The following is a 12,207-nucleotide window of genomic DNA, read 5'->3' on the forward strand; positions in this document are numbered from 1 at the left end:
ATGGCGCGCTATGTCGTCAGCCGGCTGCTGCAAGCCGTCTTCGTGGTGTGGGCTGCCTTCACCGTCGCGTTCTTCGTCCTCTACTGGATGCCGGGGGATGCCGTGCTCGCCCGGATCGGGGGCGGTGGCGAAGGGGCCGACCTGAGCCCCGAGGACATCGCGGCTCTCCAGGCCGAGTACGGCCTCGATCAGCCCGTGCTCGTGCAGTACGTGACGGCCCTGGCGCGGCTGGTGGTGGGCAACCTCGGCACCTCGGTGCGCACGGGAACACCCGTCGTCGAGGTGATCGGCGACGCCCTGCCGCACACCCTCGCACTGGCGACGTTCGCCCTGGTCCTGGGGGCGCTGGTCGGCGCGGGAGTGGCCCTGCTGGCCTCGTACACGCGCGTGCGCTGGCTGCGGAGCATCCTCACGTCCGTGCCCTCCGTCGGAATCGCCCTGCCGACCTTCTGGGTCGGGCTCCTGCTGATCTTCTTCTTCTCGTTCCAGTTGCGGATGCTGCCGGCCGGGGGCAACGCGGGCTTCACCTCGCTGATCCTCCCGGCGGTGACCCTGGCCCTCCCCACCAGTGCGGTCGTGGGCCAGATCCTCCTCAAGAGCATGGATGCCGCGCTCCAGGAGCCGTACATCGCCACGGCCCGGGCCAAAGGCGTCGGGCGCACGGGGGTGCACTTCCGTCACGCGCTGCGCAACGCTCTGCTCCCGGTCCTCACGATGCTGGGGCTCCTCACCGGCAACCTCATCGCCGGGTCCGTGGCCGTGGAGACCGTCTTCTCCCGAAGCGGGATCGGCAGGGTGACCGTGGAAGCGGTCGATCTGCAGGACCTGCCCCTCATCCTCGGCCTGGTGGTCACCGGCGCGAGCATCTTCGTCGTCGTCAACCTCGCGGTCGACCTTGCCTACCCTCTCATCGACCCTCGGGTCCGTCTGACGCGAAAGGTCGCGCGATGACTCTCACCGGACTGGGTGTGGACGCCATCGAGGCGGAGTTCACACCACCCCGCACGCCGGCGGCCGGTGTCCGCCGGCTGAGGTTCCGCCTCAAATGGGGGATCATCCTGCCGGCGATCGTGGTGCTCCTGGCACTCCTCGCCGCCGTGCTCCCGGGCCTTTTCACCCAGGTCGGGCCGGAGTTGGCGGTGCCCACCGACCGGCTCCTCCCGCCGAGCTGGGCGCATCCGCTGGGAACGGACCAGATCGGGCGCGACCTGTACTCGCGCGTCGTCTACGGCGCCGCCGCCTCTCTGGGAAGCGCCGCGATCGCGGTCGCCCTGGCGGTCGTCCTGGGTTCGCTCATCGGCCTCCTCAGCGGCTTCCTGGGCGGATGGGTGGACGCCGTCCTGATGCGCATCGTCGAGGTGGTGCTCGCGATCCCCTCGATCCTGCTCGCGCTGGCGCTGGTGTCCGCCCTCGGTTTCGGCACGGTCAACGTGGCGATCGCGGTCGGGCTCGTCGCCACGGCGGCATTCGCCCGCCTCATGCGGTCCGAAGTGCTCCGCGTGCGCGATGCCGCGTTCATCGAAGCCGCCCGTTCCGCGGGCATCCGCCGCTCCGGTGTGCTGTTCCGGCACGTCCTCCCCAACTCGTGGGGAACGGTGATCGCCCTCAGCACGCTGGAGTTCGGGCACGCGCTGCTGTCGATCTCGACGCTGAGCTTCCTCGGGTTCGGTACGCCGCCCCCCGCGCCGGAGTGGGGATCGCTCGTCGCGGCCGGCCGGGGATTCCTCGCAACGGCGTGGTGGATGTCGGCGATGCCCGGCCTCGTGATCGCCATCGTCGTCCTGGCCATGAACCGCCTGGGACACGCTATCGACCGGAGCAACGATGACTGAGCCCCTGCTGAGTGTCCGTGATCTGCACATCGGCTACGGGAGTGGGCACGCCCACCGTACGGTCGTGCACGGAGTCGATTTCGACATCGCCCGAGGCGAAGTCGTGGCCCTCGTCGGCGAGTCCGGTTCGGGGAAGAGCACCGTGGCACAGTCCCTCATCCAGCTCCTCCCGCGGGGCGGCCGGGTCGAGTCCGGCCAGGTGAACTTCCTGGGCGAGGATCTCGTCCGCGCGGGGGAAACCCGGATGCGAGCACTGCGCGGAAGGTCGATCGGCCTGGTACCCCAGGACCCGATGATGTCGCTGAACCCGGTGCGCCGGATCGGCGATCAGGTCGCGGAGGCGCTGCTCGCGCATGGCGGGGTGACGCGCGCCCAGGCCCACCAGCGCGCAGTCGAACTCCTCGAGCACTCCGGATTGAGCGAGCCCGCCGCGCGCGCCCGTCAGTATCCGCATCAGCTGTCCGGCGGGATGCGTCAACGGGTGCTGATCGCGATCGCCTTCGCCTGCCGGCCGCCGCTCATCATCGCCGACGAGCCGACGAGCGCGCTGGATGTGACCGTTCAGAAACGCATCCTCGACCACATCGATGAGATCCGGAAGGAGAACGACACCACGATCCTCATCATCACCCACGACCTCGCGGTGGCTGCCGACCGGGCCGATCGGGTGATCGTGATGTCGGAGGGCCGCATCGTCGAGAGCGGCCCTGTGGGCCAGGTTCTCGCTGCTCCTCGCGCCGAGTACACCCGCAGGCTGGTCGCGGCGGCCCCCGGGCTCACGAGCCCGCGTCTGCCGCAGCCCCTCCCCGAGGATGCCGCGCAGGTGCTGTCGGCCAAGGGACTGCGGAAGGAGTTCCGCCTCCCGAGTGCGGGGGCGGGCTCGTCGACGCTGGTCGCGGTGGACGACGTCGGCTTCGACATCCGTCGGGGGGAGACGTACGCCATCGTCGGCGAGTCGGGCTCGGGCAAGTCCACCGTGGCGCGCCTGGTGATGGGGCTCGAGACGCCGACGCGCGGAGAAGCGCTGCTGTACCCGCGGAACTCCGGCGGCGCCGTCGCGCACGGCCGCGACCGCCTCCGTTCGGTGCAGATGGTGTACCAGAGCCCGTTCGGGTCTCTGGATCCGCGTTACACCGTCGGTCGTTCCATCGCCGAGCCGATGGCCGGGTTCCGGGTGGGCTCGCGGGCGGAGCGGCAAGGCCGCGTGCGCGAGCTCCTGGACCAGGTCGGCCTCAGCGCTGACCTGGCCGGACGGCTTCCGCACGCGCTCTCGGGCGGTCAGCGGCAGCGGGTCGCCATCGCCCGCGCGCTCGCGCTGCGCCCGGACCTCGTGATCTGCGACGAGGCCGTCTCGGCCCTGGACGTGTCGATACAGGCTCAGATCCTCTCCCTCCTGCAGCGCCTTCAAGCCGAACTGGGCGTCAGCTACCTCTTCATCTCCCACGACCTCGCCGTCGTCAGGCAGGTCGCGCACGTCGTGGGCGTGATGAGGCAGGGACGCATGGTCGAGTCCGGCCCCGCGGAAAGGCTGTTCGCCGCCCCGCAGCATCCCTACACGCAGGAGCTCTTGGGCGCCATCCCCGGTCGCCGCGTCGCCGGGCTCCCTCACCTCCCTCCCGATAGCACCGATTCCACCTTCGAGAAAGCAGCACAATGAACGCTCAGAATCCGAAACGGGCCACGCGGGCCGTGGCCGTGGCCGCCGCGGCGGCTTTCGTGCTCGCCGGGTGCGCCGCGCCCTCGGCCACCAGTACCCCGCCGCCACAGGAGGCCGTCGCCGGCGGCAAGCTGGTCATCGGGACACCGCCGGACGGCGGGTGCATCGATCCACAGCAGGTGCAGCAGCGCGCCGTCCTGTCGATCACGCGCCAGTTCACCGACTCGCTCGTCTTCCAGGACCCGGATTCGCTGGAATTCCAGCCCTGGCTCGCGGAGTCGTGGGAGATCTCCGAAGACGGCACCACCTACACGTTCTCCCTCCGTGACGATGTGACTTTCTCCGACGGCACCTCCTTGACGGCCGACACCGTCGTCGCCAATTTCGAGTCGATCATCGCGATGGGCGCTCGTGCGATCATCGCCGGACCCTACCTGCGGGGCTACGTGGGGTCGGAGGCCGTTGACGACACGACTGTCGAGGTGACCTTCGAGGCCGCCAACGCGCAATTCCTGCAGGCGGCGTCGACGCCGTCGCTGGCAATCGTCTCGGACGCCACGACGCAGCTGACCCCCGATGAGCGCTGCCAGGGCGAGTTGGTGGGAAGCGGTCCGTTCGTCCTCGAGGACTTCCGCACCGCGCAGGGCGTGACGCTCACCCAGCGCGAGGACGAGTACGCGTGGGCGCCCGACGCCTTGGACGGCGGTGGGCCGTATCTGGACGGGGTCGACTTCCAGATGATCCCCGACACGAGCGTGCGAGCGGGCAGCCTCGTATCCGCACAGCTGGATGTGGCGAACGAACTGCAGCCGCAGGACGTGCAGCAGGTCGAAGCGGCGGGACTCCCCGTCGTATCCCGACCGAACCCTGGGTTCCCGAACAGCCTCTTCATCAACCCCGACCGCGCCCCCCTGGACGACCCCGCCATCCGCGAGGCCATGCAGATCGGGTTCGACCGTGAGGAGGCGGTCACCACCACGCTGACCGACCAGGATCTTCCGGCCACCGACGCGCTGTCATCCACGACGCCCGGGTACAGCGACCACAGCGACCTGCTCGAGTATGACCTGGACCGCGCCAACGAGCTGCTCGATGACGCCGGCTGGGACGTCGGCGCCGACGGCATCCGAGTGCGCGACGGTCAGCGCGCCGAAGTGAGCGTCATGTACTACACGCCCATCTACCTCGCCTACGTCCCGCTGCTGGAGCTCATGCGCCAGCAGTACGCCGAGATCGGGATCGACTTCATCCTCGAACCGGTGCCGACGGCAACCGGTCAGGAACGCCAGATCGCGTGGGACTTCGACGTCCGGATGTCGGGGCAGACGCGCGCCGATCCGGCGGTTCTGCGCTCGCAGACCTCGGATGCGGACCCCGAAGTGAATGAGCTGCTCCTCGCCCAGGCCGCCGAGGTCGTGCCGGACGCGCGACTGGCCATCGTCGAGCAGGCCACTGCGCGACTGCTCGAGACGGCTCTGGTCATCCCCATCCACGAACTCGCACTGCCGATGTCGCACGCGACGACGGTGCAGGGCCTGGCTCTGGACGCGACCAACGGCCTGCTGCTGGTTGACACGTGGAAGCAGAACTGATCGGCGCGGCGACGGTGCATCCGCGTTCCGACGACGGGTATCTCGTCGTCGGGGCGGGGGCGATCGGATGCACCGTCGCCGCGCATCTCATCCGCGAGGGTCACTCGGTGACCCTCGCGGAGCGGGATGACCTGCACCGCGCGAGCCTCGCAGAGCGCGGCATCCTCTTCGCGGAGGAGGGGGACGTCGCGCACCTCCGCACCGGGATCCGGCCCGCAGCCGTCCTGGCCCCCGACGAGGTGCACGGGAGATTCCGTCGTGTGCTGCTGTGTGTGAAGACGCAGGACACCGTGACGGCGTCGGCCACCGTTCGCGAGCACCTTCACGAGGACGGCTTCGTCGTGTCGTGTCAGAACGGCGACAACGAGGCTGTGCTGATCGACTTACTGGGCGCCGATCGCGTCGTCGGGGCGTTCGTCAACATCGCCGCGGATGTCGTCGGTCCCGGCATCGTGCGCCCCGGCGGGGTCAGCGAGCTGGTCGTCGGCGAACTGGACGGCACGATCACCGACCGATTGAGGTCCTTCCACGCGGACGCGCCCGGCCTGGTGGCGATCTCGACCAACGTCCAGGGGGCGATCTGGTCGAAGCGGGCGCTCGCCGCGATGTACACCGCGACCGCGCTCGCCGATGACGACACCGACCGCCTGATCGACGACCACCGCCCCCTCATGCGCCGGTTGGCCGGTGAAGTCGTCGCGATAGCCCACCGCCGTGGGGTGGTGCTGGAGGATCTGGGCTACTTCGCGCCGGCGCGTCTCGTCGAAGACGACGACGCGGCCACGCAGGAGCTGGACCGGCTCATCCACTGGCAGCAGGGCATCGCCAAGAAACGCGTCGGACCGTTTCGGGACATCGCCATTCGCCGCCGCCGCACCGAGGCCCATTCCGAACTCGCTGATCTCGCGGCGGCCGGGCGCGAGGCGGGCTCCGCCACCCCGACCTTGGAGCTGCTCGACCGCATGCTCGGCGAGCTCGAGGACCGCAGCCGAGCCTTCACCCCGTCCAACCTCGTCGAGCTGTATCGCTCGGCGCTCACACGATAAGGATCACCGTTCATGAGCCAGGGCCTTCCGTCCCGCGTTCCCCCCCGATACTCGGGTTACCGGTCGTGGGGTTACCTCACACCGGGCGCCGACTTCCGCCAGCACGACCTCGTCTCCCAGCGCAACCGGGTCGAGGAGTACGTCGTGCCGCTGGAGGGCGAGCAGCAACAGCGCCTGTCGCGCCTGTTCGACGAGAACATCGTGATCAGCCTGCACGACCATGTCACCGCCTTCCCCGCGGCGACCGAGGAGATCCCCGAGTACATCCGCAGCGGCCGCGTCGAGACCGCCTATGAGGGTCTGCGGTTGTCGGGCATGGATGTCGTCTTCGACAACCTCGCCGGCCCCACCGGGTGCATCACGAGCGCGCACGGCTGGAAGTGGTCCGACACCGTCATCGACATCGGGCTCCGGCTGGCCGACCTCGCCAAGCAGGACTATGTCACCCTCGCCCTCAGCGTGGACGACATCCTCTCCGCACGCGCCACCGGGCGCGTGGCGATGGTGCTCGGACTCGAATCGGCGACCCCGATCGAGAACGAGCTGGATCGCCTCGACATGCTGTACGGCTTCGGGATACGGCAGATGGGACTCGTCTACAACGATGCGAACACCCTCGGAAGCGGGTTGAAGGAGCCCCACGACGGGGGCCTCACCCGCTTCGGACGGCGTGCCCTCGAACGGATGAACAAGCTCGGCATCATGGTGGACATCTCCCATGCCGGCGACCGGACGAGCCTGGAGGCCGTGGATCTGTCCGCCACGCCGGTCGTGATCACTCATGCGGGAGCCCGTGGGGTGTGGCCGTCGGAGCGGATGAAGCCGGACGAGGTGCTGACCGCCGTCGCCGCGCGCGGGGGTCTGATCGGCATCGAAGCAGCGCCGACGTCGACCGTGTCGCCTCGCCGTCCCGGTCAGGACATCGAATCGGTCATGGATCACTTCGACTACTGCGTCGACCTCATGGGGATCGATCACGTGACGTTCGGACCCGACACGATCTATGCCGATCACACCGCCTTCCACGAGGTGATGCCCGACGTCTTCCCCCGCACTCAGCCGCATCCGTCACCCGGCGACGATCCCCTCAGCCGCATCGGGGTCGAGAACCCCACGACAGCCCGGGTCGACTACGTCCAGGGGGTGGAGAACCCGACCGAGGCGATGCGGAACCTCACGTCGATGCTCATCGTCCGGGGGTATACGGACGAGGACATCGTGAAGGTGCTCGGCGGGAACACGCTGCGCGTGCTGCAGCAGATCTGGTGAATCCGACAATGAACGAGGAGAAGAAATGACCCGCGAACTGGCGAGGGGCCGGCGGGAGCCGAAGCCCCGACGTATCGACGACAAGCTGCGATTCGGCATGATGTGGCCGAACTCTCCCTCCCCGGGGGTGACTTCGAGAGCCGTCGCGGAAGCCAACCCCGACATCCTGGACGTGGGCGCCCACATCGAGCTCGCCAAGACCGCGGAGCAGGCGGGCCTCGATTTCGTCTTCTTCGCCGACGGCTACACCCACCACGGGCAGGACAATGCGCGGGTCGGCCACGGCGAACCGTGCATCTCAGCCCCGGTCTGGGCGCCCATCGTCATGACGGCCACCGAGCGGATCGGCGTCGTCACGACCATGCACGCCCGCTACCTCTCGCCGGTCGTGCTCGCACGCCTCGGCGCGAACCTGGATGTCATCAGCGGTGGACGCTGGGGCTGGAACATCGTGCCCGGCGCCAAGGGCTCCGAGGCGAGCCTGTTCGGCATCGACGCGGGCGAGCACGATGAGCGGTATGCGGTCGTGGAGGAGACCCTCGCCGCGGTCCGTGCGCTGTGGGCGGCCGGGGGTGAGCCGATCGATTTCGACGGCACCTACTACCACTTGAAGGGGATCCCACGGGGCCCCTATCCGGTGCAGGAGTCGCCCGTGATCTTCAACGCGGGGGTGTCCGAGGCGGGGCAGAAGTTCGTCGCCTCGCACGCCGACTACGCCTTCTTCTCGGTCGTCGACGATCTCGATCGCACAAAGGCGACCGTGGCGCAATTGGATGAGCGGGCGGCCGCCGCTGGGCGCGGCCCCGGCGAGGTGAGCGGCGCCGGCGCGATCGGCGTCGTGCTGGACACCACGTCGGAAGGGGCGCGCGCCAAGTACGAGTGGTTGCGCGATTCGCTCGACATGGATGCGGCGCGGGGGTGGGCGCGCACGTTCCTGACCGGTAGTCAGACGTACCAGCAGAACTTCGAGACCGAACTCGACGCGGCGGCGCGGCGAATCGGCATCGCCGCGGGCAGTCGCGTGCTGGTCGGCGACCCCCGGGAGGTCGCCGACCAGATCCGCGAGATCCACGAGTACACCGGCCTGCGCGTGTTCATGTTCGCCACGATGCTCTGGCAGCCGTCGGAGGTCGCCCTGCTGGGGGAGGTCTTCGCGCATCTCGAGTCGGATGGGCTGTGGGAGACGCCGGAGTCGCGCGGCTGGTCTTGGTGAGCGCCTGACCGCGTGCGCCGCCCGTCTCATGAGACGGGCGGCGCACCTGCGGCCTGTTCCGCGAGCGACGCCGGGTCAGTACACCTAGCGGCGGTACGCGATGATCGCGAGCTGCCGGAGGAACTCGGAGTGTTCCGAGTGGGGCAGGGGGTCCAACAGGCGCTGCTGCACGTCGGCAACACGCGGAAGCAGGTCGCTGACGATGGACTCGGCCGTGTCGGAAAGCCCGAGCAGCCGGCGGCGGCCGTCTCTGGCATCCCGCGTGCGCGTCACCCATCCGCGCTGGGCCAGCCGGTCGACGAGATCGGCCGCAGTGGACTTGTCCAGCGCCGCCTGCTCCCCGAGCTCCCTTTGGCTGATGCCCGGATTCTGAGCCAGGACGAACAGCACGGCGTACTGCGGGCCGGTCAACTCTCGGTCGAACACTTCGGCCCAGATCGCCGTGTGCCATTGTTGGGCGCGACGGATCAGGTGTCCCGGAACGTCCAGGCGCAGAACGAGCGACGAATCGTGGTTCTCGGCGAGCCCCTGGACCGCATCCAGCCGCGCGACGATGCGCAGGTTCTCGATGAATCCGCCTCGTTCGTCCTCTGCGAGCGGCTCCACGAGCCGGTCCTGCACCCGTTGGGCGGCAGGGGTGAGGTGATCGAATGCGATCGCGGCCGCCGGGGACAGCTGCAGCAGGTTGCGTCGCGCGTCGGCCGGGTCACGCTGTCTGAGGATCCACCGGCGGCGTTCCAGGCGCGCAATCACGTCGGCGGCCGATGACTTGTCCAGGGATGCCAGTTCGCTGAGGTTCTTCTGATCGATCTGCGGCCACACCGCGAGGACGGACAGCACCGCGTACTGAGGGCTCGTCAGCTCGGGGTCGACTTCTTCCGCCCACAGCTGATTGTGGACCGCCTGACTGCGGCGGATGAGATACCCGCCGATGCGATCCAGCGAGACCCCACCCACGAGGACGCCTGACCCCCTGCCACCGCCATAGGACACGTGTTCCCCTTTCATCAGCGACACCCTATGCTAGTCGATGTTCCGCATACGGAGCATCTCGCTGAGGAGAAGGCGAGGGGTGCGCGGGACGTTCCGCCCCGCGCACCCCGTCTCCTACTGCCGAGCGGTGCTCCGAGGATGCAGAACGTCGGCCAGTCCCATCCGGCGCAACAGGCGCTCCCGCTGGGCCGTGGCGACGGCCGTCACCGGGACATCTCCGAAGTCGGAGAAGTCCACCGACGAGCGGTACGGCCGTGAGCCGTGCGGCAGGGAAACGATCCGCACGATCTCGTCCGCGACGGCCTGAACGTCCTGGACGACGCCCGGTGCGAACAGGGATTCCGTGACGGCGCCGTTCGCGCTGACCGCGTCGGCGACGAGGTCGTAGGCGTCCGTGATCGCGGTGTCCTCCGGGTGGGAGGCATGCGGAAAATGATCCGTCCCCACCGTGAACGGGCCGGGCATCAGGATGGACGTCTCGATGCCGTAGCGCGCCACCTCGACGGCGATGGATTCGGCGAACGAATCCATCGCCGCCTTCGCCGCCGTGTACGGAGCAAGGAAGGGCGGCACGACCCGCGACGTGCCCGACCCGACCCACAACAGCAGACCCTGCCCCTGCGCGCGCATCTGGGGGAGCACCGCCCGGTTGACCCGGAGTGCGCCCACGGCGTTCGTATCGAACGCCGCGAGGACTTGCTCAGGGGTGAACGCCTCGGTGACCCCGAAATACAGATGGGCCGCATTGTGGATCATGACGTCGAGTCGGCCCTGGTCGCGGACGATCGCGTCGACGGCCTCCTGCGCCGACTTGTCGTCGAGGACGTCCAGGTCCACCGGATGCAGATCAGCGGAGTGCTCCTGGCCGAACTGACGCAGTTCCTCGGCCTTCTCCGCGTTGCGCCCCTGCGGATCCCGCACCCCCGCGTATACCGTGTGTCCGGCTCGGGCGAGGGATTCCGCCGCGAGATGCCCGATCCCGCTCCCGGCGCCGGTGATGAGGATGACGGCCATCTCAGACCATCCCGCCGTTGACGTACACCGTCTGGCCGTTGATCCAGCGACCCTTGCCGGCGATGAGTGAGACCACCTCGGCGATGTCTTCCGGGCGACCGAGCCGCTCCATCGGGTTCATCTTCGACATACGCTCGATGGTCTCCTCGTCCTTGCCTTCCAGGAACAGCGCCGTCGCGGTCGGACCGGGTGCCACGGCATTGACGGTGATGTCCCGGCCACGCAACTCCTTCGCCAGCACGAGGCTGATCGCGTCGACCGCCGCCTTGGAGGCGGCATAGGCCGCGTACGTGGGCAACGCCAGGAGCCTCACCGAGGTGGACAGGTTGATGATGGCGCCGCCGGCGCGAACCCGGCGGGCTGCCTGCTGGCTCACCACGAAGGTTCCGCGGATATTGGTGCGGTGCATCCGGTCCAAGTCGGCGAGGTCGAAATCGACAACCTGCTTGAGAATCATCAGGCCCGCGGAGTTCACGACGACATCGACGCCGCCCCACGCCTCCTCGACCTCGTCGAACGCACGCTGAATCGCGTTCTCATCGGCGACATCGGCGCGGATGCTTCTCGCGCGTCCGCCCGAGGCGACGATGGAGTCCACCGTCGCCTGTGCTTCTGCCTCATTGCCGGCATAGACCACGGCGACGGCCAGGCCGTCAGCGGCCAGGCGCTCGGAGATCGCTCGCCCGATGCCGCGCGAGCCGCCCGTGACGATCGCGGTGCGCTGGTCATTCATAATCTCTCCCTCTATCGATGCCCTCATCCGATTCGCGAGGTAACGCTGGTAACGATAAACCGATACCGGCGATAGCGCAACCAGTGATAATAAAAAAGCGTTACCATTGATTCATGCCGAAAGCCTCAGAGCACCGTCAGAACGTCATCGCGGCTGCCGCTCGCCTCCTCGTGGAGGGCGGCCTGGATGCGGTCACGACTCGTTCGGTGAGCGCGGCGGCCAACGTCCAGCCGCCGACCATCTACCGCCTTTTCGGCGACATGCGGGGCCTCCTGGATGACGTGGTCCGGGACGGGTTCGAGCGCTACTTCACCCAGAAACGGGGCCTCGAGCGTACGGATGACCCCCTCGCCGACCTCGCCCACGGGTGGGAGCTCCACGTCGGCTTCGGGCTCGCGTACCCGGATCAGTATCGGCTGATGTACGGCATGGCGCCCTCCATCCGGCTGGGCGACGTCCGAGCGGAAGCGGATGAGATCCTCCGGGGGCTCGTCGGTGCGGCTGCCAGGGCGGGGCTGCTGATCGTCGAGCCCGAGGAGGCAGCGCGGACGATCCATGCCGCGGGGGTGGGGGTCACCCTTCAGCTCATCGAGGACGGAGTGGTCGACCCGTTGGCGCCGTTGTCCGTCCGCACCCGTGATGCGGTGTTCTCGGCGATCACAGCGCCGGAGCCGATCGGCGACTGCGACACCGCGCAGCTGGCGATCACCCTCCGGGCAGCCCTGAGCGGCGACGCATCCGGGCTGTCGGCCGGGGAGGCGCTGCTGCTCGACGAACTCCTCCTCCGGCTCTCGGGCACCTGACGCCGCGCTCGCGGTGCGATTTCCCTCTCCGTGGGACGACGCGCCCGTATCGGGG

11 protein-coding genes are annotated in these 12,207 nt (G+C 68.7%); 8 read left to right on the top strand and 3 right to left on the bottom strand.

Annotated features, from left to right (window positions below; translation table 11 throughout):
• The 7 genes from AC2DFQ_RS08215 to AC2DFQ_RS08245 are packed head-to-tail and all read left to right on the top strand — an operon-like array spanning position 1 to position 8,609.
• Entirely contained in the window at positions 1 to 951 is a 951-nt protein-coding gene (locus AC2DFQ_RS08215; protein ID WP_484510249.1) for an ABC transporter permease, read from the top strand.
• A complete protein-coding gene (locus AC2DFQ_RS08220; protein ID WP_484510250.1) occupies positions 948 to 1,832 on the top strand; it encodes an ABC transporter permease in 885 nt (294 codons plus the stop codon). Before AC2DFQ_RS08215 ends, AC2DFQ_RS08220 begins: the two co-directional genes overlap by 4 nt.
• Entirely contained in the window at positions 1,825 to 3,489 is a 1,665-nt protein-coding gene (locus AC2DFQ_RS08225) for a dipeptide ABC transporter ATP-binding protein (RefSeq protein WP_484533554.1), read from the top strand. Before AC2DFQ_RS08220 ends, AC2DFQ_RS08225 begins: the two co-directional genes overlap by 8 nt.
• Positions 3,486 to 5,081, top strand: coding sequence for an ABC transporter substrate-binding protein (locus AC2DFQ_RS08230; RefSeq protein WP_484510252.1), 1,596 nt, complete (start codon positions 3,486 to 3,488; stop codon positions 5,079 to 5,081). Before AC2DFQ_RS08225 ends, AC2DFQ_RS08230 begins: the two co-directional genes overlap by 4 nt.
• The gene (locus AC2DFQ_RS08235) at positions 5,066 to 6,127 is read left to right on the top strand and encodes a ketopantoate reductase family protein (protein WP_484533555.1); all 1,062 of its coding nucleotides are present in this window, start codon (positions 5,066 to 5,068) and stop codon (positions 6,125 to 6,127) included. The genes AC2DFQ_RS08230 and AC2DFQ_RS08235 overlap by 16 nt, the downstream gene beginning before the upstream one ends.
• Before the next feature lie 12 nt (positions 6,128 to 6,139).
• Entirely contained in the window at positions 6,140 to 7,396 is a 1,257-nt protein-coding gene (locus AC2DFQ_RS08240) for a dipeptidase (RefSeq protein ID WP_484533556.1), read from the top strand.
• Positions 7,397 to 7,421: 25 nt separating this feature from the next.
• A complete protein-coding gene (locus AC2DFQ_RS08245; protein WP_484533557.1) occupies positions 7,422 to 8,609 on the top strand; it encodes an LLM class flavin-dependent oxidoreductase in 1,188 nt (395 codons plus the stop codon).
• An 84-nt stretch (positions 8,610 to 8,693) separates the two neighbouring features.
• Here the strand turns inward: AC2DFQ_RS08245 and AC2DFQ_RS08250 are convergent, their stop codons facing one another.
• The 3 genes from AC2DFQ_RS08250 to AC2DFQ_RS08260 form a co-directional block, all read right to left on the bottom strand.
• Positions 8,694 to 9,617: a MarR family winged helix-turn-helix transcriptional regulator gene (locus AC2DFQ_RS08250; protein WP_484533558.1), complete on the bottom strand. Its 924-nt coding sequence runs from the start codon at positions 9,615 to 9,617 to the stop codon at positions 8,694 to 8,696.
• A 99-nt stretch (positions 9,618 to 9,716) separates the two neighbouring features.
• Positions 9,717 to 10,616: an SDR family oxidoreductase gene (locus AC2DFQ_RS08255; protein WP_484533559.1), complete on the bottom strand. Its 900-nt coding sequence runs from the start codon at positions 10,614 to 10,616 to the stop codon at positions 9,717 to 9,719.
• Position 10,617: 1 nt separating this feature from the next.
• Complete coding sequence (locus tag AC2DFQ_RS08260) at positions 10,618 to 11,349, bottom strand: SDR family oxidoreductase (protein ID WP_484510258.1); 732 nt, start codon at positions 11,347 to 11,349, stop codon at positions 10,618 to 10,620.
• Positions 11,350 to 11,462: 113 nt separating this feature from the next.
• Between AC2DFQ_RS08260 and AC2DFQ_RS08265 the strand changes: the two genes are divergently transcribed.
• Positions 11,463 to 12,152 (top strand): TetR/AcrR family transcriptional regulator, encoded by a 690-nt coding sequence (locus AC2DFQ_RS08265; protein ID WP_484533560.1) that lies wholly within the window; start codon positions 11,463 to 11,465, stop codon positions 12,150 to 12,152.
• Positions 12,153 to 12,207: the final 55 nt, after the last annotated feature.

The organism is Microbacterium sp. Z11_20, assembly GCF_057197605.1.